At 67.7% G+C, this 21,287-nt stretch carries 25 protein-coding genes; 10 read left to right on the forward strand and 15 right to left on the reverse strand.

Translation table 11 applies throughout. From position 1 onward, the window contains the following. Positions 1 to 19: 19 nt before the first annotated feature. From ACLIJ1_RS14360 to ACLIJ1_RS14370, 3 genes are all read left to right on the forward strand, one after another. On the forward strand, positions 20 to 1,111 hold the full coding sequence (locus ACLIJ1_RS14360) for a patatin-like phospholipase family protein (protein WP_411366214.1): 1,092 nt from the start codon (positions 20 to 22) through the stop codon (positions 1,109 to 1,111). 61 nt (positions 1,112 to 1,172) lie between these two features. Further along, a complete protein-coding gene (locus tag ACLIJ1_RS14365; protein ID WP_411366215.1) occupies positions 1,173 to 1,517 on the forward strand; it encodes a hypothetical protein in 345 nt (114 codons plus the stop codon). 11 nt (positions 1,518 to 1,528) lie between these two features. Beyond that, positions 1,529 to 3,847, forward strand: a complete 2,319-nt coding sequence (locus tag ACLIJ1_RS14370) for a zeta toxin family protein (RefSeq protein WP_411366216.1) — start codon at positions 1,529 to 1,531, stop codon at positions 3,845 to 3,847. 18 nt (positions 3,848 to 3,865) lie between these two features. On the opposite strand, the gene ACLIJ1_RS14375 is transcribed toward ACLIJ1_RS14370, so the two are convergent. The 3 genes from ACLIJ1_RS14375 to ACLIJ1_RS14385 form a co-directional block, all read right to left on the reverse strand. Next, positions 3,866 to 5,962, reverse strand: a complete 2,097-nt coding sequence (locus tag ACLIJ1_RS14375; protein WP_411366217.1) for an ATP-binding protein — start codon at positions 5,960 to 5,962, stop codon at positions 3,866 to 3,868. 194 nt (positions 5,963 to 6,156) lie between these two features. Beyond that, on the reverse strand, positions 6,157 to 7,203 hold the full coding sequence (locus tag ACLIJ1_RS14380; protein WP_411366218.1) for an EamA family transporter: 1,047 nt from the start codon (positions 7,201 to 7,203) through the stop codon (positions 6,157 to 6,159). A gap of 13 nt (positions 7,204 to 7,216) precedes the next feature. Further along, positions 7,217 to 7,423, reverse strand: a complete 207-nt coding sequence (locus tag ACLIJ1_RS14385) for a ribbon-helix-helix protein, CopG family (protein WP_411366219.1) — start codon at positions 7,421 to 7,423, stop codon at positions 7,217 to 7,219. 94 nt (positions 7,424 to 7,517) lie between these two features. Between ACLIJ1_RS14385 and ACLIJ1_RS14390 the strand changes: the two genes are divergently transcribed. The 7 genes from ACLIJ1_RS14390 (at position 7,518) to ACLIJ1_RS14420 (ending at position 14,125) form a co-directional block, all read left to right on the forward strand. Continuing rightward, complete coding sequence (locus ACLIJ1_RS14390) at positions 7,518 to 8,276, forward strand: YoaK family protein (RefSeq protein WP_411366220.1); 759 nt, start codon at positions 7,518 to 7,520, stop codon at positions 8,274 to 8,276. Further along, entirely contained in the window at positions 8,243 to 9,016 is a 774-nt protein-coding gene (locus ACLIJ1_RS14395; RefSeq protein WP_411366221.1) for a fused MFS/spermidine synthase, read from the forward strand. The genes ACLIJ1_RS14390 and ACLIJ1_RS14395 overlap by 34 nt, the downstream gene beginning before the upstream one ends. Positions 9,017 to 9,085: 69 nt before the next feature. Then, positions 9,086 to 9,883: a MipA/OmpV family protein gene (locus ACLIJ1_RS14400; protein WP_411366222.1), complete on the forward strand. Its 798-nt coding sequence runs from the start codon at positions 9,086 to 9,088 to the stop codon at positions 9,881 to 9,883. Between the two features lie 17 nt (positions 9,884 to 9,900). Further along, a complete protein-coding gene (locus ACLIJ1_RS14405) occupies positions 9,901 to 10,869 on the forward strand; it encodes an ornithine cyclodeaminase family protein (protein ID WP_411366223.1) in 969 nt (322 codons plus the stop codon). Positions 10,870 to 10,922: 53 nt separating this feature from the next. Beyond that, positions 10,923 to 11,519 (forward strand): glutathione peroxidase, encoded by a 597-nt coding sequence (locus tag ACLIJ1_RS14410; RefSeq protein WP_411366224.1) that lies wholly within the window; start codon positions 10,923 to 10,925, stop codon positions 11,517 to 11,519. Between the two features lie 46 nt (positions 11,520 to 11,565). Continuing rightward, entirely contained in the window at positions 11,566 to 13,257 is a 1,692-nt protein-coding gene (locus ACLIJ1_RS14415; protein ID WP_411366225.1) for a SulP family inorganic anion transporter, read from the forward strand. A gap of 55 nt (positions 13,258 to 13,312) precedes the next feature. Then, positions 13,313 to 14,125 carry a DODA-type extradiol aromatic ring-opening family dioxygenase gene (locus tag ACLIJ1_RS14420; RefSeq protein ID WP_411366226.1) on the forward strand — a complete coding sequence of 271 codons (813 nt, stop codon included), beginning with the start codon at positions 13,313 to 13,315 and terminating at the stop codon, positions 14,123 to 14,125. On the opposite strand, the gene ACLIJ1_RS14425 is transcribed toward ACLIJ1_RS14420, so the two are convergent. The 12 genes from ACLIJ1_RS14425 to ACLIJ1_RS14480 all read right to left on the reverse strand — a co-directional run bounded on the left by ACLIJ1_RS14425 (position 14,093) and on the right by ACLIJ1_RS14480 (position 21,169). Further along, the gene (locus ACLIJ1_RS14425; RefSeq protein ID WP_411366227.1) at positions 14,093 to 14,524 is read right to left on the reverse strand and encodes a nitrogen fixation protein NifQ; all 432 of its coding nucleotides are present in this window, start codon (positions 14,522 to 14,524) and stop codon (positions 14,093 to 14,095) included. The two genes, ACLIJ1_RS14420 and ACLIJ1_RS14425, sit on opposite strands and share 33 nt — an antisense overlap. Before the next feature lie 10 nt (positions 14,525 to 14,534). Continuing rightward, a complete protein-coding gene (fdxB, locus tag ACLIJ1_RS14430) occupies positions 14,535 to 14,840 on the reverse strand; it encodes a ferredoxin III, nif-specific (RefSeq protein ID WP_066257601.1) in 306 nt (101 codons plus the stop codon). A 14-nt stretch (positions 14,841 to 14,854) separates the two neighbouring features. Next, on the reverse strand, positions 14,855 to 15,055 hold the full coding sequence (locus ACLIJ1_RS14435; RefSeq protein ID WP_411366228.1) for a CCE_0567 family metalloprotein: 201 nt from the start codon (positions 15,053 to 15,055) through the stop codon (positions 14,855 to 14,857). 25 nt (positions 15,056 to 15,080) lie between these two features. Next, positions 15,081 to 15,569 (reverse strand): NifX-associated nitrogen fixation protein, encoded by a 489-nt coding sequence (locus tag ACLIJ1_RS14440; protein WP_411366229.1) that lies wholly within the window; start codon positions 15,567 to 15,569, stop codon positions 15,081 to 15,083. After that, entirely contained in the window at positions 15,562 to 15,975 is a 414-nt protein-coding gene (nifX, locus tag ACLIJ1_RS14445) for a nitrogen fixation protein NifX (protein ID WP_411366230.1), read from the reverse strand. The genes ACLIJ1_RS14440 and nifX overlap by 8 nt, the downstream gene beginning before the upstream one ends. Before the next feature lie 24 nt (positions 15,976 to 15,999). Continuing rightward, positions 16,000 to 17,400, reverse strand: coding sequence for a nitrogenase iron-molybdenum cofactor biosynthesis protein NifN (gene nifN / locus ACLIJ1_RS14450; protein ID WP_411366231.1), 1,401 nt, complete (start codon positions 17,398 to 17,400; stop codon positions 16,000 to 16,002). A 21-nt stretch (positions 17,401 to 17,421) separates the two neighbouring features. Then, positions 17,422 to 18,915 (reverse strand): nitrogenase iron-molybdenum cofactor biosynthesis protein NifE, encoded by a 1,494-nt coding sequence (gene nifE / locus ACLIJ1_RS14455; protein WP_411366232.1) that lies wholly within the window; start codon positions 18,913 to 18,915, stop codon positions 17,422 to 17,424. Positions 18,916 to 19,144: 229 nt separating this feature from the next. Further along, complete coding sequence (locus tag ACLIJ1_RS14460; protein ID WP_411366233.1) at positions 19,145 to 19,624, reverse strand: ferritin-like domain-containing protein; 480 nt, start codon at positions 19,622 to 19,624, stop codon at positions 19,145 to 19,147. Between the two features lie 12 nt (positions 19,625 to 19,636). Next, a complete protein-coding gene (locus ACLIJ1_RS14465) occupies positions 19,637 to 19,993 on the reverse strand; it encodes a hypothetical protein (RefSeq protein WP_411366234.1) in 357 nt (118 codons plus the stop codon). 10 nt (positions 19,994 to 20,003) lie between these two features. Further along, the gene (locus tag ACLIJ1_RS14470; protein WP_411366235.1) at positions 20,004 to 20,489 is read right to left on the reverse strand and encodes a hypothetical protein; all 486 of its coding nucleotides are present in this window, start codon (positions 20,487 to 20,489) and stop codon (positions 20,004 to 20,006) included. Positions 20,490 to 20,499: 10 nt separating this feature from the next. Then, a complete protein-coding gene (locus tag ACLIJ1_RS14475) occupies positions 20,500 to 20,817 on the reverse strand; it encodes a hypothetical protein (RefSeq protein WP_411366236.1) in 318 nt (105 codons plus the stop codon). A 4-nt stretch (positions 20,818 to 20,821) separates the two neighbouring features. Continuing rightward, positions 20,822 to 21,169: a 2Fe-2S iron-sulfur cluster-binding protein gene (locus tag ACLIJ1_RS14480; RefSeq protein WP_411366237.1), complete on the reverse strand. Its 348-nt coding sequence runs from the start codon at positions 21,167 to 21,169 to the stop codon at positions 20,822 to 20,824. Between the last annotated feature and the right edge of the window lie 118 nt (positions 21,170 to 21,287).

Consider the following 21,287-nt stretch of genomic DNA (forward strand, 5'->3'; position numbering starts at 1 on the left):
CCGAGATTCAGGAGGATGCATGGCCACAAGAAAGACCGCCCGCCCGACCAACAGCCCGGCGCCCAAGCGCCGCATCGACCTCGCGCTGCAGGGCGGCGGCTCGCACGGCGCCTTCACCTGGGGCGTGCTCGACCGCCTGCTGGAAGAAGAATGGCTGGAGATTGCGGGCGTCAGCGGCACCAGCGCCGGCGCAATGAACGCCGTGGCGCTGGCGGCCGGCCTGATGGAGGGTGGTCGCACAGGCGCCCGCGCCGCCCTGCGCCGCTTCTGGGAACGGGTCTCCGAGGCTTCGCCGTTTTCCGCACTGGACGACAGCCCGCTGGGCACCCTGTTCGGACCGAACAACCCCTGGCTGCAGCCCTGGATCGCGCCCTGGCAGCAGGTCGCCAAGGCGCTGGGCAGCCAGCTCTCGCCCTACCAGCTCAACCCGCTGAACCTCAACCCGCTGCGCGAGATCCTGGTCGACACCGTCAACTTCGAGCGCGTGCGCGGCTGCCACCGCACCCAGCTGTTCATCGCCGCCACGCAGGTGTCGACCGGCGAGTTGCGGGTATTCCGGCAGGACGAGCTGACGGCCGAGATGGTGCTGGCCTCGGCCTGCCTGCCGCTGCTGTTCCAGGCCGTGGAGATCCGGGGCGAGGCTTACTGGGACGGCGGCTACGCCGGCAATCCGACCCTGATGCCGCTGATCAGCGAGACCGACGCCGACGACCTGCTCCTGGTGCCGATCAACCCGCAGCGGCGCGACGAGGTGCCGACCCAAGCCAATGACATCCTGGACCGCGCCAACGAAGTCACCTTCAACGCCAGCCTGCTCAAGGAACTGCGCACGATTGCGCTCATCAAGGAATTGCTCCAGGACGCCGGTCGCCCCGACAGCGCCTACCAGCGCCCGCTATTCCAGCGCATCGACGACCTGCGGCTGCACCGGCTGGATGCAGACGACGAACTCTCGAAGTTCGGCGCGTCGAGCAAGCTGCAGACGGGACGCACCTTCCTGCTGCAGCTGCACGAGATCGGCCGCCACGCCGCCGACGACTGGCTGCACCAGCACGGAAAGGACATCGGCAAGCGCTCGACCTGCCCGCTGCCGCAGACCTATAGCGGCTGAATAGTTGCTGTGCGAACATCTCGTCCTGTCACCAGAACCAACGATTTCCAGGGAAGCCGCCATGACCGCATTCACCGAACATCCGCCCGTACCCAAGGTGCTGCAGGAAGCACTGAAAGACTATCCGGCACTGATCGCGGAGTTGCAGGATGGGCTCAAGACCGTTGGCCGCGCTCCTGGCATGAGCAAGGCACAAAGAGGAGACCAACTGGAACGTGCGTTCGGATTGGTCGAAGGAGACATGGACGCGTTTATCGAGCGTGCGAGCGACGAAGTCTCTGCCGCCAATGCTTCAGGAGATGTACAGCAGGCGGCCGCAGCCCGGAGAAAACTGGCCCTTCTGCAACTCCACCGACGCGATGGTGGGGAGGAACTGATGGGCTTCTTCGGCTGGGGCCAGGACTGAAAAGGCGGCTCATGGCGCACGACGACTACCCATCCATTCCCGCCGACCAGCACAGCAGCATCCTCCGGGACCAGATCCTTCGAGACCCCAGGTACACCCAAGTCACCGGCGGACACGCGCATCCCAAAGCCATCATCCTGGCCGGTCAACCTGGCGCCGGGAAAGGCGGCCTGACCCGATCTTCACTGTCGGAATTGGGTGGCAATGCTGCCGTGATCGACCCGGACGAACTTCGAAGTGCTCACCCAGACGCTCGCAACTTGCGCGGGCAGAAGCCCTACACATGGTCGGGCGACACACACAGCGATGCCAGCCGCTGGGCTCAGGAGCTTCGCGCCGATGCGGTCGCCCAGCGCAAGAACCTGATCCTGGATACCACCATGCCCAGGGCCGAGGTCATCAAGGACCTGCAAGCCAAAGGCTACGACGTGGAGGTTCGTGCGGTCGCCACCCACCGGTTGGAAAGCGAGTTAGGTGTCGACAGGCGGTTCACCGACGATCTTGATCGTCGCGGCCATGGACGCTATGTCCCGCAAGAAGTCCGCTCTGCGGTCTACGACAAGCTCCCCGGCGCCCTCGACGACGTCGCCAAACAGACCGGCGTCCCGGTCCAGATCTACGACCGCGAAGGCAAGCTGCATTTCGACTCCCGCACCTCGCCCAAGACGTCCCCGGGGCAAGCACTGGAGACAGCACGCAACGCCCGCCTGACGCCGGAGCGCCTGAACGACCTGCACCAGTCCGCCGGCGCACAGCGCCAGTGGCACCGCGACCTGCCCGAACGCGTGCCCAACGAGCGGGTGAGTACCGACACCGCGCGCAACCTGCTGGACGAACGGCACAGGCTCGGCGTCGAACCGGGCGTGCAGCGGCTGCACAACGAGGTGGGCGGTTTGCGCGCCGTGCCGCGTGTCGTCAAAGGGGTCGGCATCGCTGGCGCTGCCTACGGCGCCTACGACGCGAAGAACCAGGTCGATGCCGCCATCGACACTGCGCGCTCCAACCGCGAACAGTGGGTGCGCGGTGGTCAAGAGACCCTCAACCAGGGCACCAAGACCCTGGTGACCGGCGGCGCCGCCACGGTGGGCGCGATCCCCGGCGCAGCGGCTGGCACGCTCACCAGCCCGGTCACCGGCCCGGTGGGTCCGATCGCGGGCGGAATGATCACCGGCGGCGCGGCAGCCTACGGCGCCGAGAAGCTCTACGAAGACTCGCGCCTGCAACAGTTCAGCAAGTACCTCGGGCGCGAAGCCGGTCAGCTGGGCTACGACTACGTCTCCAGAGAAGGCCGACTGCTGCGCCAGGTCAACGGGCTGAAAGAGGACCTTCAGAACACCAGCGATCCGGCCGAGCGCGCCCGCCTGCAGGGTCGCCTGAGCGAAGCCAGCACCGCCTTCGGCAAGGAGACCGAACGCAATGGCCGCTACTTCGAGGCGCGCGCGGGCGTCGACCAGGCCTGGGAGCAGATTCACGGGCGCTTTCCCAAGGTCGACAGGGACGATGTCCAGGGCGCCGTGGGCAGGCACATCGACGCCGGCAAACGTCCGGCCGACGCCGTTCGCGGTGCCTACAGCGACGCAGTGCACGAGAAGTACCCACGTGCCCTGCCGCATCAACCGCTGGAGAACTACCGCAGCCTCAGCAACGAACAACTGGCCGGAAAGCACCGGCAGTATGCCGGCGAGGTCGCGCAGGACCGGCGCACGGTCGAGGCGCTGGCGGCCAACAAGGACTCGCACAACAACATCGACCAGGGCTGGCCCAAGGCGCTGGCGCAGCAACGGCAGGCCGGTCGGGTGCAGGATGGCCTCAACGAGTTCTGGCGCGACACCGGGCACCTGGGCGCCATCCGCGACGTCTACAAGCAGCGCGGCCTGCAACCGCCGGAGCTGCCCGCCGAGCTGCGCCCCAGAGATCCGCAGGCTTCACCCACCCGCTCCGGCCAGCTCTCGCTCAGCCCCGAGCAGCAGCGCCACCACGCTCTCGCGCAGGAACAGCTCTCGCCCGCGCTGCACGCCCGGGGCCACGACGCCGAAGGCATCGACCGCGTGAACGCCGCCGCGGTCGGCCATGCGCAGGCCCACGCCCTGCGCGGCGAGGTGCGCGCGTTCCACCTGAGCAAGGATGGCGAGCGGGTGGCGATGGTGCAGGAAGGGGCGCCCGTCAGCGAATTCAGCGTGCGCGCGGCCCAGGCACAGACCAGCGGAGAGCATCTGGCACAGGCTCACCAGACGGCCCACGCACAGAAGCAGACACCACAGGAACCCACCCGCTCTGCCGAAGCACCGGCCGCGCCCACGCACTCGGCCCCAGAGCGATCGATGGCCTGAGCCCGACAGGGTTCGGGTTCAGCCGCCAGGCGGTGCGGAGTCCGCAAACTGCCGCACCGGCTCGACCGGCAGGCTGAAGTGGAACGCCGCCCCCCGCCCGACCACGCCCTCGCCCCGCACGCTGCCACCGTGCCGCTGCAGGATGCGCTGCACGCTCGCCAACCCCACACCCGTGCCCTCGAACTCGTCCTGGCGGTGCAGGCGCTTGAACGGGTGGAACAGCTGGTCGGCGTACCGCATGTCGAAGCCTGCGCCGTTGTCGCGCAGGCAGAAGGTCACCAAGCCGTCGGCCTGCCCGGTGCGTGTCAGTGCGATCTGCGCATCGGCCCTGTTCCCGGTGTACTTCCAGGCATTGCCCAGCAGGTTTTGCATCACCACCGTCATCAGCCCCGGGTCCGCCTGCACCCACAGGCCCTCTTCAATCTGCCACTGCACGCGGCGCGAAGGGTCGGTTCGCGCCAGGTCGGCCGCCACCGTGTGCGCCAGATCGCTCAGGTTGATGCGCTGCGCCTTCAGCTCCGCCCGACTCTGCTGGGCCATCGACAGCAGATCGTTGATCAGCAGCCCCATGCGCCGCGCGCCGTCCTGGATGCGGCTCAGGAAGCTGCGCCCCTCGTCGCTCAGGCGCGCGCCCTCGGCTTCGCCCAGCACCGTGGCGAACCCGTGGATGCTGCGCAGCGGCGTGCGCAAGTCGTGTGAAACGCTGTAGGTGAACGACTCCAGATCGCGGTTGAGCGCCACCAGCTCCTGGGTACGCACCTTCACGCGCTGCTCCAGGCTGGTGTTGAGCTGCTCCAGCGCAAACTGGGTCTCGCGCAGCTCGGTGATGTCCTGCACCGTGCCGTGGTAACCCACCGGCTCGTTGCCCTCGAAATTGAACAGGCACAGCAGACGCACATGGCGCACGGTGCCGTCGGGCAACACGATGCGGTGCACCTCGTCCAGCGGTTGGCGCGAAGCCAGGGCATCGTCGAACGCCTGGCGCAGCGGCGCGGTGTCGTCCGGATGCAGCATCGCCACGAAGCCGTCGTAGCTGGGCGTGTAGCTGTCCGGCGACCGCCCGAAGATGCGGTAGACCTCGTCGGACCAGGTCAGTGCCCTGCTGGCCACGTCGAACTCCCAGTGTCCGAGACGGGCCATGCGCTGTGCCGACTTCAGACGCATTTCGCTGCGCTCGTGCTTGTCGCGGCTGCGCTCCAGCTTCCAGAGCAACCAGCCGATCCACGCACCGATGGCCGTCAGCGCCAGCGACAGCAGGGCGGTCAGCAGCAGCGCGTCCCGGTGGGTCGTCTCCAGGGGGGCCAACACGGCCGATTCCGACAAACCCACAACCACCACCGCTTCCGTTCCCCGCAATCGCTGCCAGCCATACAACCGCGAGATGCCGTCGACCACTCCGCCCAGGCGAAAGGTTCCCCGCTCGGCCTCCCGGTCGAGCATGAATGGACGCGACGATGGCGCGCTCTGCCCCATGGCCGACTCGTTGTCCAGACTGCGGGCGAGCAGTTGCCCGCCCGGATGCACCAGGCCCACCACATCGTTGTCCGACAACACCAGCCGCCCCAGGGACCGCGCCAGATACGCGGTCGACAGCGCCAGGTGCAGCCCGCCCTCGAAACGGCCGTTGCGGTAGATCGGGCGGCCCAGCACGAACAGCCACTGCCCGTTCAGCCGCGAGCGTACCGGTTCACCGAGCACCAGGTGGTCTCCCCCGACACGCATGGACTGGAAATACGCCCGGTCGCCCACGTAGGTGCCGGTCGCGGCGCCCAGGCTGTTGTAGATCACCTTGCCACCCGCGTCGACCACGGTAAGGTGCGACACCAGCCCGGGCGGCAGCGAGTCGAACACCCGGCGACGCTCCGTCTCGAAGGCTTCACCCGGACCGTTCCAGTGGCCCCGCAGATCGAGCAGGCCCAGGTCCAGCAGATGAAACAGCGCTTCCGCCTGCCCTCCCATGGCATCCGCCAGCTGCTGGCTGCGCAGCTCCTCACGTGCCAGCACCTGCTCGCGCAACTGGGCCTGCAACTGCAGGCTCAGGCCCCACAGCAGCAGCACGGCCAGCGCGGTGAACAGCGCGACCGCCGTCACCATCGAACGAAGACGAGAAATCAATGCACCCCCCTGCAGACCCCAGCGCCGAACCCTGGCGCCCGCCAGGATTCGCAAAATGTGACAGTCAATTTTGTTGCTGGTTGTATCGCAGAAAGCAGGCCGGCGCACCCGTGCCATCCCTTGTGCACGCCCGGGCTTGACCTATCGCACGTGAATTGCCGACCTTCCGTCGGACCTGACACGGAACTGTCGCGTCAGTGTGAGTGCTGGTGGTGCGCGTCGGGTGCGTGGGGGTGCGCGTGGTGCAGCGGCGCGTGGTGGTGCCAGTGGCTGTGCGCGCCTTCGGGCATCGGTTGATGGCGGTGGTTGTGGTGCCCGTCGGCGTGGGTGTGCGCGTGTTCGTGCTCCATCGCCTCGTGGTCGTGGCCGTGCGCGTGGTCTTCGATCAGATGGATCACCAGCCCCGCCACCATCAGCGCCCCACCGAGCAGCCACAACCCGCTGACCGCCCGCTCCCCCAGTGCGAACGCACCGAGCGCACCGATGAACGGCGCGAAGGCAAACACCGAGCCGGTCCGCGCGGCGCCGAACTGGCGCTGGGCCAGCAGATAGAAGCGCAGGCTCAGCCCGTAGCCGCTGGCCCCCACCACCAGCAGCGCCAGCGCGGCCACCGTGGACGGCACCGCCTCGCCCCACAGCAGGGCCACCATCGCGGTCGCCCCGCCCCCCAGCGCCGCCTTGGCCAGCACCACCTGCCCCGGGTCGCGGTCGGCCACGCCACGCGACAGCGTGTTGTCCACGCCCCAGGCCGCCGTGGCCAGCGCCACCGCCAGCAGTCCCGTGAGCTGCACCGAGCCGGTCAGCCCCTGATCGATCACCAGCAGCGCACCGCCCGCCAGCAACAGCAGCACGGCGGTCACCACCCGCCGATCCATGGTTTCGCCGTACCAGCGCCAGGCCAGCAACGCCGTGAACACCGCCTCCAGCGTCAGCAGCAGCGATGCGCTGGCGCCGCTGGTGCGCTGCAGCCCCCAGGCCAGCGCCACCGGGCCGACCACCGCACCCGCCGCCACCATCGACAGCAGCCGGGGCGCATCGCTGCGCCGCAGCGGCGCCTCGACCGACGCACCGCGCCGCTGGAACACCGCCACCAGCGCCGCGCCCAGATACAGCAGCGATGCGGTGGTGAACGGGCCCAACCCGACGCCGAAACGCTGGACCAGCGGCGTGCTCAGGCCGAACAGGGCGGCGGCCAGCAGGGCCAGCAGGCCACCGCGCAAGACAGGGGACCCCGAGGTCATGGATGGCCCAGAGTCATCGGCCGTCGGCGCTGTCGTCTTCCGTGACCGGCTGGGCAAGGCCGCTGGGGGTGAAGCTCTCGCCGTGGCTGGCGAGGTAATCGCGGATCAGGCGCCGCACGACCTGCGACGGGGTCACGTCCTGGCGCGCACAGAGGCTCTCGAGGGCCTTCTTCTTGGCCGGGTCGATCAGAACAGTCAGGCGGGCGGTCTTCAACTCCATGGATGCATTCTAGGTAGGTGGGGAGACGCTCAGCCTCGGGGACCACATGATAATGTTATTACCATATGATGTGCTTTGAAAGCACCTCTCCACCATGATCCAAAGCCTGACCCACACGGTGCGCACCCGCCGTGCCAACCGCCAGCTCGGCGGCTTGCTGGCGTTCGTGGCGGGGGCAGCCAATGCCGGCGGGTTCCTGGCAATCCATCGCTACACCTCGCACATGACGGGCATCGTCTCGGAGATTGCCGACAACCTGGTGCTGGGCAATCTGTATCTGGGCGCGGCGGGGCTGGCGGCCCTGTGCGCGTTCACGGCGGGGGCGGCCACGACGGCGGTGCTGGTGAACTGGGCGCGGCGGCGGAACCTGCACAGCGAGTACGCTTTCTCGCTGATGCTGGAAGCCGTGTTGCTGCTGCTGTTTGGCCTGCTGGGGGCCAACCTGAACTCGCTGATCGACATCTTTCTGCCGGCCACGGTGCTGGTGCTCAGCTTCATCATGGGGCTGCAGAACGCGATCGTCACCAAGATCTCCAAAGCCGAGATCCGCACCACACACATGACCGGCATCGTGACCGACCTGGGCATCGAACTGGGACGCCTCGTGTACTGGAACCGCGCGCGCGAGGCCAATGCGGTGTACTTCGTCCGGGCCGACCGCGACAGGCTGGGCATCCACGCCACCATCCTGGGTTTGTTCTTCGCCGGCGGGCTGGCGGGGGCGCTGGCGTTCAAACAGGTGGGATTCGTGGCTTCGGTGCCGCTGGCCTTGCTGCTCAGCGCCATCGCAGCACCCGCCCTGTGGCAGGACATCACCGAATGGCTGCAGCGCAGCCACCCGGGGCGGCCGTGATGCCAGCAGCCGACTGGGTGCACCAGGAGCACTTTGAACAGGCGCTGCGCTTTGGCCCGACCGATGTGCAGAGCGCGATGGACCTGCGCGACCCGGACCGGCTGGTGCTGGGCTACACGCGGCTGATGATGGGGTTCGTGCTGTTTCAGCCAGCGCCCCGGAAGATGCTGATGATCGGACTGGGCGGCGGCTCGCTGCCCAAGTTCTGCCACCGTCACTTCCCCGACACCGACATCACGGTGGCGGAGATCAACCCCGCAGTCATCGCGCTGCGGGAGCGTTTCGGCATCCCGCCGGACCAGGCCCGCTTCCGGGTCGTGCAGGCCGACGGGGCCGATCTTGTCGCCACGATGGACAGCGCCAGCGTCGACGTCATCCTCGTGGACGGCTTCGATGCCGACGGCATGGCTGCCCCGCTGGGCACGCAGGACTTCTATGCGAACTGCGCGCGCCTGCTGACGGCCGGCGGCGTCATGGTCTGCAACCTGCACGAACTCGACATCTACTTCGGATCGTTCATGGAGCGCATCGGGTCGGTCTTTCAGGGCCGTGCCATGTCGGTCGGTACCCGGGAGTGCGGCAACAGCGTCGTCTTTGCGCGCCAAGGCATGGCCATCCGTGCGGGTCTGCCCAGACGTCTGCGACGGCCCTCTGCCATGGCCGAACAGGCGTGGGACGACATCGAGGCGGACGTGCACGATGTGGTGCGGGAGGCCAGGACCGCCAGGGCGTTCGCCTGAGCCTCCCGGCGCCCGGCATCTCGTCGTAGCATCACGGCTTCGCCCAACGAACCGACGCCTGAGATGCCGATGAATACTCCGCACCGCCTGACCCTCGCATTGGCCCTGAGCCTGGCTGCCACCGGCGCCTGGGCACAGAGCGCCGCCCCCGCCGCATCCACGGCCTCGGCCCCGTCGGCCGCCACCCGGCCAGCCTCCGACAGCTTTGGCGCCGGCGTGCTGGTGACCTCTGAATGGCGGCCGTACCGTGGCGTAGGCAGCGAGGCCCAGGTGTTCCCGGTGCTGCAGTACGAAAACGCCTGGATCGACATCTGGGGCCCGGTGATCGACCTGAAGCTGCACGACGACGGCCCGCTGCTGGCGGTGCTGCGTGCGCGTTACATCGGCTCCGGCTACGACGCGGGCGACAGCCCCGAGCTGGCGGGAATGCAGGACCGCAAGAACAGCGTCTGGCTGGGCACGAAGCTGCAGTGGCGCGCGTCGGTCGCGCACCTGACGGCCGAGTGGCTGGCCGACGGTTCGGGCCACAGCAAAGGCCAGCAACTCAGCCTCAAGGTCGAGACCCTGATGCACGCCGGCCCGGTGCGCATCGCGCCGCGCGTGGGTCTGCAGTGGCTGGACGCCAAGTACGTCAACTATTACTACGGAGTGAGCGCCAGCGAGGCGCGCGCCGGCCGTGCCGCCTACCAAGGCAAGTCGGCCCTCAACCCCGAGATCGGCGCCCGCTTCCTCTACAGCATCACGCCCGCGCAATCGACCTTCCTCGACGTCAGCGCGACCGCACTGGCCTCGTCGATCAAGCGCAGCCCGATCGTCGAGCGCTCCTGGGTGCCGGCCGTGCGCGCGGGCTACGTCTACCGTTTCTGAACCAGGTCTCCATCCGCATGCAGTTTTTCGACGCCGACGCGACCCGCATCGCCCTGCCCTTTGACCGCCTGATCCCCGCGCTGCGCGAGCGCTTCGCGGGAGGCTGCGAGGCGCCACCGCGCCATGTGCACGAGATCGTCAACCCGCTGGGCGAGGCCGGTCAGGACGCCGCCGGCCGGCGCGTGACCTCGCTGATCATGCCGGCCTGGATTCCGGGCAAGTACTACGGGGTCAAGATCGTCAACATCGCGCACGGCAACGCGCGCCGCAACCTGCCAGGACTGCACGCGACCTACCTGCTGTTCGACGCGCGCACCGGCGTGCCGCTGGCCCAGATGGACGGCGACGTGATCACCGCACGGCGCACGGCGGCCACCTCGGCGCTGGCCGGCTCGTACCTGGCACGCGAAGAGGCCAAGCACCTGGTGGTCGTCGGCGCCGGGCGTGTGGCGCGCCTGCTGCCGGCCGCCTGGGCGGCCGTGCGGCCCATCGAACACGTGACCTTCTGGGCCCGGCGCGAGAGCGAGGCACAGGCCCTGGCCGACCAGCTCAAGGCGCGCGGCGTCTCGGCAAGCGCGACCAAGGATCTGGCGAGCGCCTGTGCCTCGGCCGACATCGTCAGCTGCGCGACCATGGCCAACGAACCGGTGGTGCGCGGCAGCTGGCTGGCACCGGGTGCGCACCTGGACCTGATCGGCTCGTTCACGCCCGCGATGCGCGAGGCCGACGACGCCTGCTTCGAGCACGCCCGGGTGTTCGTCGACACCGACGAGGCACTGGAAAAGAGCGGCGACCTGCTGGTGCCGATGCAACATGGGGTGTTCAGCGCCAACGAGCTGCGCGGCACGCTGACCACGCTCTCGCGCGGCGTCGCCATCGGTCGCAAGAGCCCGGGCGAGCGCACGGTGTTCAAGTCGGTCGGCAACGCGCTGGAAGACCTCGCGGCAGCGGTTCTGGTGAGCGAGTCGGCAGCCGCCCGCACCTGAGTCCGCTGTCCGCGTTGCTGGCATGGGCAAGGCGCCAGCCGGACAATCGCGCGATGCACACCGACCACCCCACCCTCCGCCGCCGCCAGTTCGCCCAGGGCTCGCTGGCCCTGCTCGCCGCGCCGTGGCTTGCTTCGGCAGAGGCGCAGAACGCGCCAGCAGCCTGCCCGCCACTGCTGTCGCACCAGTTCCCGCGCCTGCAGGACGAGAAGCCGCAGAACCTCTGCCAGTACGCGGGCAAGGTGCTGCTGGTGGTGAACACCGCGAGCTACTGCGGCTTCACGCCGCAGTACGAAGGGCTGGAAGCGCTGTACGCGAAGTACGAGAAGCAGGGACTGGTGGTGCTCGGTTTTCCGACCAACGATTTCGGCCAGCAGGAGCCGGGCAACGCCAAGCAGATCGCCGAGCTGTGCTTCAACACCTACGGCGTGAAGTTCCCGATGTTCTCCAAGACGGTCGTCAAAGGCAGCGCCCGCAACCCGTTCTACGAACAGCTCGCGCAAGCCACCAAGGCCACGCCGCAGTGGAACTTCCACAAGTACCTGATCGCGCGCGACGGCAAGGCGGTCTCCAGCTTCGCCAGCCAAGTTGAGCCGGGCAGCGCAGACCTCCGTCGCGCCGTCGAGGATGCCTTGCGCCGCCCGTCCTGAGACGGCGACCGCATGACCGCATACCCGCACGGGTAGCATTGGGGCCATGACCCCGACCCACGACCGCCTCACCCGCTGGTTGCCTTTCCTTGCCTGGCCGCGCCCCGACGCCGCGTTGCTGCGCGGTGAATTTCTCGCCGGCCTGACGGTGGGCCTGATGCTGATCCCGCAGGCCGTGGCCTATGCCGGGCTGGCGGGCATGCCCCTGGTGACCGGCATCTACGCCTCGCTGCTGCCGGCGCTGGTGGCGGTGCTGTTCAGCGCCTCGTCCCGGCTGTCGGTCGGGCCGACGGCGCTGACCTGCCTGCTGGTGAGCGCTTCGCTGACCGGACTGGCCGAGCCGGGCAGCGCACGCTGGGTCGAACTTGCCGTGTGGCTGGCGGTGCTGACCGGTGTGCTGCAGGTGGTGCTGGGTTTTGCGCGTTTCGGCTGGCTGCTCAACCTGGTGAACTCGCCCGTGCTGATGGCGTTCACCCAGGGGGCAGCGGTGCTGATCATCACCTCGCAGCTGCCAGACATGCTGGGCTTTGGCGGGCCGTGGTCCAGCTTCCTGGCGCAGCCGCAGGTGCACGGGCTGGCGCTGGCATTTGGCGTCGGCACGCTGGCGCTGCTGATGCTGGCCCGGCGCTGGAAGCCCGGGTTTCCGACCGTGCTGGTGGTGGTGCTGGCGTCGGCGGGCCTGAGTGTGTGGATCGGTTTCGAAGCCGGCGGCGGCCAGGTGATCGGTGCCCTGCCGCAGGGACTGCCTTCGCTGTACTGGCCCGGCTGGCCCGGCTGGCACACGCTGGGACAGCTGGCGGTGCCGACGCTGGTGATCACGCTGGTGAGTTTTCTGGAAACCGCCTCCAGTGCCAAGGTCGACAACGGGCGCAAAGGGCAGCGCTGGGACCAGGACCAGGACCTGATCGGCCAGGGTCTGGCCAAGCTCTCGTCGGCCCTGGTCGGCGCGTTTCCCACCAGTTCCTCGTTCTCGCGCTCGGCGCTCAATCTCTACGCGGGCGCGCAGACCGGCTGGGCCACGGTCTTCTCGGTTGGCGTCGTGCTGGCCGCGCTGCTGTTCCTGATTCCGGTCCTGCACCACGTGCCGCGCGCCGTGCTGGCGGCGATCGTGGTGGTCGCGGTGCTGGGCCTGATCAAGCCAGGAGAGTTCCTCAAGCTCTGGCGCCTGAGCCGGGTGGAAGCGGGCATTGCGGCCGCGACGGTGGTGATCACGCTGCTGTCTGCGCCGCAGCTGTACTGGGGTGTGCTGGCCGGCGTGCTGATGTCGCTCTCGCACTTTCTCTACCTGCGCCTGCACCCGCGCATCATCGAGGTCGGCCTGCACGGCGACGGCAGCCTGCGCGACCGCCACCTCTGGTCGCTGCCGCCGCTGGCGCCCGACCTGTACGCACTGCGCATGGACGCGGCGCTGGACTTCGCGACCGCCAACGCGATCGAGCGCAACGTCACCGAATACCTCGGCGCCCACCCCGGCACGCGCCACGTGATGCTGATCGCGCACCCGATCAACTGGATCGACGCCACCGGTGTCGAGGCGTTCGGCCGGCTCGAATCTCTGCTGTCTGCCCGGCAGGTGGCGCTGCACCTGGTGGGCACCAAGCTGCCGGTCGAAAATGCGCTGCTCGGCGCCGGCCACCTGCGGCCGCGCTCCGACCTGCACCTCTACCGCACCGAAGCCGAAGCCCTGAAAGCCTGTGCCGCCCTGCGCGGCGAGACGCAGGACTGGGTCAGCCCCTGACCGTCTTGAAGCCGCGGGCATTCACCCCATCTGCGTCTTTTGAAGGAACCGCACCATGTCCCGTCTTCCCACCTACTACGTCTCGCATGGCGGCGGCCCCTGGCCCTGGATGCGGGAGCAAAACGGTTCGCGCTACGCGGTGCTGGAAGCCTCGCTGCAGGCCATGGCGAAAGAAACCGAAGGCCGGGTGCGCGCGATCCTGATGGTCACGGCGCACTGGGAGACACCGGCCTTCGCGCTGTCGTCGTCGCCCCAGCCGGGCATGATCTACGACTACTACGGTTTCCCCGCGCACACCTACCAGATCCACTACCGCGCGCCCGGCTCCCCCGAGCTGGCGCAGCGCGCGCTGTCGCTGCTGCAGGCCGGCGGCGTCGAAGCCAGCCTGGACCCGGAGCGCGGCTTCGACCACGGCACCTTCTCGGTCCTGCAGGCGACCTACCCTGCGGCGCGCATCCCGGTGGTGCAGCTGTCGATTCGCGCCGACTTCGACCCGGCTGCCCACATCGCGGCGGGCCGGCTGCTGGCGCCTCTGCGCGACGAAGGCATCCTGATCGTCGGCAGCGGCCTCAGTTACCACAACCTGCGCATGTTCGGCCCGGCCGGCAGCGCGCCGTCGCACGCCTTCGACGCCTGGCTGCAGCACGCGCTCACCGAGGCCCCACCGGACGAGCGCGATGCCTTGCTGCTGGAATGGGAGAACGCACCATCGGCCCGCATTGCCCATGCGCGCGAAGACCACCTGATCCCGCTGATGGTCGCGGTCGGTGCCGCGCACGAAGAGAAAGGCACCTGCGTCTACCACGAAGACGATTTCTTCGGGTCGCTGGCGGCCTCAAGCTTTCGCTTCGGCCCCGTGAACGGGTGAAGCGGTCTCGGGCCCGAAACACAGCCCGACATCCGAACACTCGGCGCAGCTGGGCGACTTGCAGATCATGATCTCTGCCCGCTCGCAGAGCTGGCGGTAGAAGAACTTCTTCCACTTCATGTTGTCGACGTTGCGCGCCGCCAGCGCCGGGAACCAGCGCCCGATGAGCTGCGTCAGTGCGTCGCGCGAAGGCAGGCCCAGGTCCTGCCAGAGGTGCTGGTCGCCCAGGCTCGCACAGGCAATCTGCCAGGCCACGTGATAGAGCTCGGCCTTGGGGCCGGCCGACCGGTCGGCGTGGTCGAGCAGCAGTGCCATCAGGTCGTCGATCTCGTCGTTGCGCGCGCGCATGCGGCCTTCGAGCAGGGCCCAGTCCAGACGGGGGGAAACGGGCTGCGCCATGGCGGCTTCCTCAGGCGTTGGCAGGGGCGTGCGTGTAGCACTTCTTGGGACAGATGCGCGAGCAGGCGGTGCAGCCGATGCACAGCTCCTGGTGCGCGATCGTCATGACCTTCTTTTCGTACTCGTCGTCGTCATCACCGTCGAGGTCGACGCTGATGCGTTCGCCCTCGTCGGTCAGGCCGACCAGCTCCAGCACACCGCGCGGGCAGACCTTGAAGCAGCGGCCGCAGCCGATGCACTTCTCTTCGTCCAGCGAGGCGACAAAGGTCGGCGTCCAGGTCGCGCCGCTGGGCATGGTGACGGAAAAAGCGCTCATGGTGGTGCTCCGTTTCAGGCCGCGGCTGCCGCCGCGGCTTTGCGCGCTTCCATCAGCGCGGCGTGGGTGTCGTGGCAGCGCTGCGCGACCGAGAGGATGTTCTCCCAGTTGGTGGGCAGCTCTTCGGACAGGTCGTGCAGGTCCATCTTGGCCTGCGTGGCCTGGGCATTGAGCTTCTTCAGGCGCAGCTTGAGTTCGTCGGCGGTCTCGCTCATGGGGTTCTCCGTTCAGGCACCGTGATCAGGCACCGTAGTTCGCGACGTCGGGGTAGGTGCGGATCATGGTCACGGCTTCGGTCAGGAACTTGCCGCCCGCGTCGGCCAGCTTGGCCAGCGAGGGAAAGCCGAAGCGGTGCACGTCGCGCAGCTGCTTGTTGACCACGATCAGGCGGCCGGCGATCAGCACCATGCGGCCAAAGCCTTCGTGGCTCATCTTCATCATGGGCGAGACCATCTGGCCGGTCTCGCGCTCGATCGCCACCGCGATGGCGTTGTAGAAGATCTCCAGGTGCCACAGCGTCTCGGGATCGGGGTCGCCCATGATGGGGATCGCGCGCCGTTCTTCGGCCGTGTGGATGAAAGGCTTGAGCAACTGCAGGTCGCTCTTGTTCTCCCAGGTCCCGTGGGTGTCCTGGGCGCGCATCTGCTTGATCAGCTGCAGGATGAACGGCGTGGCCAGCATGGCCTCGTCGCTGGCAGGAGTGGTCTCCAGGGTGACGGCTTCAGCCATGGGTCACCTCGTCGTCTTCAAAGTCAAAGGAAGGGGCTGCGTCCTTTTGCAAGGCCTTGCGCAGCCACGGGGGCGGCGTGCCCTTGAGCACCACCAGCAGTTTTTCAAGGATCTCGGCGATCGATTCCGGTTGCGGCACCTTGATCGGGTGGATCTTGGAGGCGACCACGCGGGCCGCGCCCGAACCACCGATGGCCGCGACATACAGGATCGCGCAGTCGTGGATCGCGTCGAGCTTGGGCGCAAGCTTGTCCTCGTCGCCGTCTTCCTGCAGCTTGTCGCCGAAGTCGAAGCTCTGCATGAAGCTGTAGCCCTCGGGCGACATCTCGTAGACCAGGATGTGCTTGGCCCAGCCGAAGTGCGCGTTGACGCTCTCCTTGTCCTGGGTGGCGAAGGCGATCTTCATGGTGGACTCCTGGTGGCGGGTGGTTCAGGCGCTGGCTTCGGCCAGCGGGTTGGGAGGAATCAGCGACGAGCCGGCCGACCGGTGGGCCGCGGCGCGGCGTGCTTCCGGCGTGAGCGGCCAGTCGTCCGCGTGGTGGTGCGGGATCTGTTCGATCATCAGGTTGGCGATCTCGAAGATCAGGTTCATGGTTCCGCGGTAGCCGACCTGCACGCGGTGCGCATTGCCCACGCGGTCGAACACCGGAAAGCCCATGCGCAGCAGCGGCTTGCCCAGGCGTTCGGCGGCCTGGCGGCCATGCGCATGGGTGACGATCAGGTCGCAATCTTTCGCACCGGTTTCCAGGTCTTCGAGGTCGCCCAGCAACACCTTCTCGGCCGGCAGCAGCGCGTGCGCCGCCGACTGCGTGGTGCTGATGCAGCAGCTCAGCTCGGCGCCCATCTCGTGCAGCAGCGCGCCGATGGCCAGCAGCAGGTCGGGCTCGGCGCCGATGGCGACCTTGATGCCACCGGTGTAGAAGTGGCCGTCGAGCATGGCGTCCAGCAGCTGGCTGCGCTGGCGCCGGTATTTGGCTGGCACGGGTCGGCCGCTGTGCTGCGACAGCTGCATCAGGAAGCGGTCGTTGGCCTCGATGCCGGTCAGGCGCTCGAAGATCTCGAAGGGCGCGCCGCTGATCGCCTGCAGCGCCTCGGCGCCTTCGCGGGTCTGTTCGCCGACGCCGATGGTCCAGGACGACGCTCCGGCCGCACGGATCTCTTCGAGCGTCGTGCCGCCCAGCGTGGTGCCGCGCCAGTCGGGCGGGATGTGGCCGTCCAGCGAGCCCGAGATGTCGGGCAGCACGATGGCCTTCAGCCCGAAGGCTTCGATGGTTTCGCGCAACTCGTCGATGTCGCCCGGCGAGAGGTGGCTGCCCGGCAGCAGCGTGACCTGGTCTTGCACCAGCGGCAAAGGCTTCACCAGCGACTTCACGATGCCGGTGATCGCGTGCTTGAAGCCGTCCTCAAATGCGCCGACATAGTCCGGCGTCGAGACGTAGATGATTTCGGTGTCGGCCAGCTCCGGGTGCTTCTGCCGCGCCAGCGCGAGGAAGCCGTTGACGTCGTCGCCCTTGGTTTCGGTCAGGCCGGTCGAGCAGATCGCGATCAGCTTGGGCGCTGCGCGCTTGCGGATGTTCAGCAGCGCGGCCTCGATGTTCTCGTAGCCGCCGAGGATGGTGGTGACCTCGTTCATCGCCGTGGTCTGCAGCGGAATCGCTTCCTTGAAGTGCCGCACCAGCAGCACCAGACCGAAGGACGTGCAGCCCTGCGAGCCGTGCATCACCGGCATGCAGCTGTCCAGCCCGAGGAAGGCCATGCTCGCGCCCAGCGGCTGGCTCATCTTGAGCGGATTGACGGTGCAGGCTTTTTTGGATTCGACGACGCTGGCCATGGTGTGCTCCGTGCGCGTTGCTCAGACCGGGACTTCTTCGGGTTCCAGACCCATCGCATGGGCCGCAACCGTGCTCAGGTGCGCCGTCTGGTCGGCGGGCTGTGCCTGCGGCAGCGTCTCGCCGTCATCGCCCCAGGGCGCGGCGATGCGCACGCGCTGCCAGACCGGGTTGGACAGCGCGCGGTCGATCTGGTGCACGAGTTCGACCATGCCTTCGTAGCCGGCGTAGGCGTGGTGGCGTTCCTGGTTGATGTCCAGCCAGGGCATGCGCGCCTTGAGCGCCACGAACTGCGAGCGGCCGCCGCTGAGCATGATGTCGGCGCGGGCGTCCTTGAGCATCGCGTACATCTCGCGCGGCGTCATGTCGTCGATCATGTGGGCGTCGGCGCCTTTGCCCATCAGCTCCTTGAGCTTTTCCTTGTCTTCCTTGGTGCTCTTCTTGACACTAGTGCCGACGATTTCCATGCCGCCTTCCTGCAGCGCCGCCACCACCGACCAGGACTTCACGCCGCCGGTGATCAGCAGCACGCGCTTGCCGGTCAGGCGCGCCTTGTATTCGGCGATGCGCTTGAAGGCGCGCGCCTCTTCGACCTCGATCAGGCGCTCGGTGCGGTCGATCAGCTCGGCGTCGGCGCCCTGCTGCACCAGCAGCTTCGCGATCTGTCGCAGCGTGTCGCTTATGTCGCTGATGCCGTAGAACGAACCTTCGAAATACGGGATGCCGTAGCGCTGCTGCATCTTGGTCGCGATGTTGATCATCGACTTGCTGCAGACCATCATGTTGGCCTTGGCGCGGTGGGCCGAGGCGATCTCGTTGTACTTGCCGTCGCCGCTGATGCACGAGAGGATGCGGATGCCCAGTGCGTCCAGCAGCGGCTTGATCTGCCAGAGCTCGCCGACCAGGTTGTATTCGCCAATGATGTTGATGTCGTACGGCGTGGTGTATTCGGGTTCGACGGTGCCGATGACGTAGTCGAGGATGGCCTCGGCGCCCAGCTTGTTGCCCAGGTTCTTGGGTCCGGCGAAGCCCGGCGCGTTGACCGGGATCACCGGCTTGCCGAACTTCTCGGCCGCGCGCTTGCAGACCGCCTCGATGTCGTCGCCGGTCAGCGCGGTGACGCAGGTCTGGTAGACAAAGACCGCCGGCGGGTCGTACTTCTCGATGATTTCGCGGATCGACTTGAACAGGCGCTTCTCACCGCCGTAGATCACGTCGAGCTCGCTGATGTCGGTGGTGAAGCCGGTGCGGTAGATCTTGGAGTGCGAGGAGGCGCTGTGGCGGTTGTCCCAGCTGTTGCCTTCGCAGGCGATCGGGCCGTGCACCAGGTGGGCCACGTCGGCCACCGGCTGCAGCGCGATCTTGGCGCCGTCGAAGGCGCAGCCACCTGCCGCCGCGCCGGGCGAGAGCTGCTTGGTGCAGCCCTTCTTGCGTTCCTTCTCGCTCTTGCCCTGGTTGACGTCGCAGCCGGGCTCTTCGAACACTTCAGCGATCTTGGCCTTCAGCGATACCGACATGGCGAGCTCCTGTCAACGTGGGGTACTCGCCCTTTGCAGGTTTGATGCCAGGCCTTCAGACGGGGTTTTCGGCGCTTTCAGGGGGCTTCAGTGAAGGGTTTGAAGCAATCGCGACGGATGGTTTGCGACAGAGTGTGGTGAAAGCGATCCGGCGCCGGGCCGCCCCAAGCCGGATCAGCCCTCGTGGGGGGCAGCGACCCGCGAAGCGGCGGAGCGTGGGGGCCAGGTTCTAGACATCGGAAGGCAACGGCTTGCCTTCCCGGTGCAGCTCGATCCAGCGCTTGAGTTCGGCCACATGCCCAGCCTCCTCGTCGGCGAACTCCTGGGCCAGCGCACGCAGCTCGGGGTCGATGGTGTTCTTCATGACATCGCTGTAGTAGTCCATCCCGGCCTGTTCGGCTTCGAGCGCGACCTCCAGCGCCTGTTCACGGCCCAGCATCGGGTCGGCGGCCCAGATCGCGGCGGCCTCCGGGCTCTCGATGTCCGGCCAGGTGTAGTCCTCCGGGCGCAGCGGCGGCAGGTCTCGGTAGCCGGCGCGTTCGCGCGCATCCGCCAGGTGCAGCTTCGAATAGTCCGCCAGCTGGCGGAACAGGCGGCCCACCTCGCGGTTGCCCTGGGTGTTCATCGCGTCGGCCAGCTGGCCAAAGCGCAGCGCCGCTTCCTGTTCGATGCGGATGGCGTGAACGAGAAATTCTTCGACGGAGTCCATGGTGTGCTTTCTTCAGTAATCGATCCCGAACCAGAGCGGTTCGCGCTTGCGCAAATCGGCCACCAGCTCCAGCGTCGCCGGGACCAGCGCCCGCACGCCGTACCAGACGGCTTCGCGGCGCGGTTGTCCGCCCGACTCCAGCAGATGGTGCAGCTGGCCCCAGCCCTGCCAGTCAATGCGGTTGAGCCGCTGGTGCAGCTCGGGCGCCAGGTGCGCCAGGGTCTGCGACATCACCAGCAGCTGCGACTCGACCACATGCAGCGTGGCCTCGCTGGCGAACAGCTCGTCCTCGCTCTGCAGCTCCGCCAGCAGCTTCAGGATCGTTTCACCCGCGATCCGCACGATGTCGCACTGCATGCGGTGCAGCATGGACGTTCCTTCAGAGGTTGTCGGCCAGCACTTCGAGCGACAGCAGTTGCTGGTGCAGGGCGTGGCGGGCGCGCCAGCGCGTGGCGTCGCAGAGCCAGGTGTCGGCACCTTCGGTGGCTAGCACCGCTTCGCTGTCGGACCAGTAGACACGGTGCTCACCGGGCCGCGCCGCCAGCGCCGCCAGCAGCGCCGCCCGTTCGTCCACCGGATCGGGACTGAGCACACCGCGCCCCAGCAGGTGGTCGGCGCGGTAGAGCGTGGTGTCCCAGCCGAACTGGTCGCCGAGTGCGCAGACCGACGGGAATTCGGTGCGCGCGGCGGCATCGACCTGCTCATGCCCCAGCGCATCCAGCAGCGCGCGCGGCGTCACCTCGTCGAACAGCTCCCAGGCTTCGCAGGCGTCGTCGGCCGCGATCTTGCGCGACAGGTCGGCCAGGTGGTAGGCAAACCAGGCCGCAGGTTCGCTTTCGGGGGGACATTCGACGACGTAGATCATGGCGATCCGATCACTCGACGCCTTCGGCGACGGCCTTGGCCCAGATCGCGCGGCGCAGGCGCTGCGCGATCGCCATCGGGCTGGTGTCGATGGTGCGCTGTTCGGCCGTCATCGCGCCTTGCGCAATCGCGGCTTCTTCGTGGGTCAGCGGCAGCCGGCCCGCCATGTGCGTGGCGCCCGGCACCGCGGCCAGGATCGCCTGGCGGTTCGGGTGCTCGATCAGCGGCACCAGCGTGTCGGCCTCCTTGAGTCCTGCGAGGCACACCCAGCCGTCGATCACCTCGACCGAACGGCCGTCCTGCGTGGTCTTGACGAGGGTGTTGGCCATTTTTTTAGAACTCCACCAGGATGTCTTCGCTGCGCACCACGAACTGACAGGCCAGTCGCCACGGCGGCGGCAGGTCCTTGGTCTCGGCGTCTTCGATCTGCTGCTGCGTGATCTTGCCGGCAAAGCGCAGCACCGTCTTTTCCTTCTCGGTCAGCGCGACACCGATCGGCGTCTTGTCCGACAGGACCGTCACCTTGAGCTGGCAGGAACCGCACTCGCCGTTCTCGCACTCGAAGTCCAGCGGAATGTTGTTGGCCTTCGCCACCGCCAGCAAAGTCCGCGTATCGCCCGCCACCGCATAGACCGTCAGGTCCTTCTTCATGCGCGGCGAACTGAAAGTCACATTGGCCATAAGACCCTCACTGAAAGAGATGTCCGGGATCGCAGCGACCTGGGTGAGCAAGGGGATCCCAATCCAGGCCGCCGCGGAACCGGCTTTGCCGGGCCGCCAGCGGCGCCCCCTGGGGGGT

It is taken from the genome of Hydrogenophaga sp. RWCD_12 (assembly GCF_046604225.1).
GTDB lineage: Bacteria > Pseudomonadota > Gammaproteobacteria > Burkholderiales > Burkholderiaceae_C > Hydrogenophaga.

Excerpts from the sequence above, each read along its gene's own strand:
- ACLIJ1_RS14380 (WP_411366218.1), bottom strand. The coding sequence starts at position 7,203 with ATGACCTCGGGGTCCCCTGTCTTGCGCGGTGGCCTGCTGGCCCTGCTG.
- ACLIJ1_RS14400 (WP_411366222.1), top strand. The coding sequence starts at position 9,086 with ATGAATACTCCGCACCGCCTGACCCTCGCATTGGCCCTGAGCCTGGCT.
- ACLIJ1_RS14385 (WP_411366219.1), bottom strand. The coding sequence starts at position 7,423 with ATGGAGTTGAAGACCGCCCGCCTGACTGTTCTGATCGACCCGGCCAAG.
- ACLIJ1_RS14405 (WP_411366223.1), top strand. The coding sequence starts at position 9,901 with ATGCAGTTTTTCGACGCCGACGCGACCCGCATCGCCCTGCCCTTTGAC.
- ACLIJ1_RS14460 (WP_411366233.1), bottom strand. The coding sequence starts at position 19,624 with ATGGACTCCGTCGAAGAATTTCTCGTTCACGCCATCCGCATCGAACAG.
- ACLIJ1_RS14365 (WP_411366215.1), top strand. The coding sequence starts at position 1,173 with ATGACCGCATTCACCGAACATCCGCCCGTACCCAAGGTGCTGCAGGAA.
- nifN (WP_411366231.1), bottom strand. The coding sequence starts at position 17,400 with ATGGCCAGCGTCGTCGAATCCAAAAAAGCCTGCACCGTCAATCCGCTC.
- ACLIJ1_RS14395 (WP_411366221.1), top strand. The coding sequence starts at position 8,243 with ATGGCTGCAGCGCAGCCACCCGGGGCGGCCGTGATGCCAGCAGCCGAC.
- ACLIJ1_RS14475 (WP_411366236.1), bottom strand. The coding sequence starts at position 20,817 with ATGGCCAACACCCTCGTCAAGACCACGCAGGACGGCCGTTCGGTCGAG.
- ACLIJ1_RS14410 (WP_411366224.1), top strand. The coding sequence starts at position 10,923 with ATGCACACCGACCACCCCACCCTCCGCCGCCGCCAGTTCGCCCAGGGC.
- fdxB (WP_066257601.1), bottom strand. The coding sequence starts at position 14,840 with ATGAGCGCTTTTTCCGTCACCATGCCCAGCGGCGCGACCTGGACGCCG.
- ACLIJ1_RS14370 (WP_411366216.1), top strand. The coding sequence starts at position 1,529 with ATGGCGCACGACGACTACCCATCCATTCCCGCCGACCAGCACAGCAGC.
- ACLIJ1_RS14465 (WP_411366234.1), bottom strand. The coding sequence starts at position 19,993 with ATGCTGCACCGCATGCAGTGCGACATCGTGCGGATCGCGGGTGAAACG.
- nifE (WP_411366232.1), bottom strand. The coding sequence starts at position 18,915 with ATGTCGGTATCGCTGAAGGCCAAGATCGCTGAAGTGTTCGAAGAGCCC.
- nifX (WP_411366230.1), bottom strand. The coding sequence starts at position 15,975 with ATGAAGATCGCCTTCGCCACCCAGGACAAGGAGAGCGTCAACGCGCAC.
- ACLIJ1_RS14480 (WP_411366237.1), bottom strand. The coding sequence starts at position 21,169 with ATGGCCAATGTGACTTTCAGTTCGCCGCGCATGAAGAAGGACCTGACG.
- ACLIJ1_RS14440 (WP_411366229.1), bottom strand. The coding sequence starts at position 15,569 with ATGGCTGAAGCCGTCACCCTGGAGACCACTCCTGCCAGCGACGAGGCC.
- ACLIJ1_RS14390 (WP_411366220.1), top strand. The coding sequence starts at position 7,518 with ATGATCCAAAGCCTGACCCACACGGTGCGCACCCGCCGTGCCAACCGC.
- ACLIJ1_RS14360 (WP_411366214.1), top strand. The coding sequence starts at position 20 with ATGGCCACAAGAAAGACCGCCCGCCCGACCAACAGCCCGGCGCCCAAG.
- ACLIJ1_RS14435 (WP_411366228.1), bottom strand. The coding sequence starts at position 15,055 with ATGAGCGAGACCGCCGACGAACTCAAGCTGCGCCTGAAGAAGCTCAAT.
- ACLIJ1_RS14425 (WP_411366227.1), bottom strand. The coding sequence starts at position 14,524 with ATGGCGCAGCCCGTTTCCCCCCGTCTGGACTGGGCCCTGCTCGAAGGC.
- ACLIJ1_RS14420 (WP_411366226.1), top strand. The coding sequence starts at position 13,313 with ATGTCCCGTCTTCCCACCTACTACGTCTCGCATGGCGGCGGCCCCTGG.
- ACLIJ1_RS14470 (WP_411366235.1), bottom strand. The coding sequence starts at position 20,489 with ATGATCTACGTCGTCGAATGTCCCCCCGAAAGCGAACCTGCGGCCTGG.
- ACLIJ1_RS14415 (WP_411366225.1), top strand. The coding sequence starts at position 11,566 with ATGACCCCGACCCACGACCGCCTCACCCGCTGGTTGCCTTTCCTTGCC.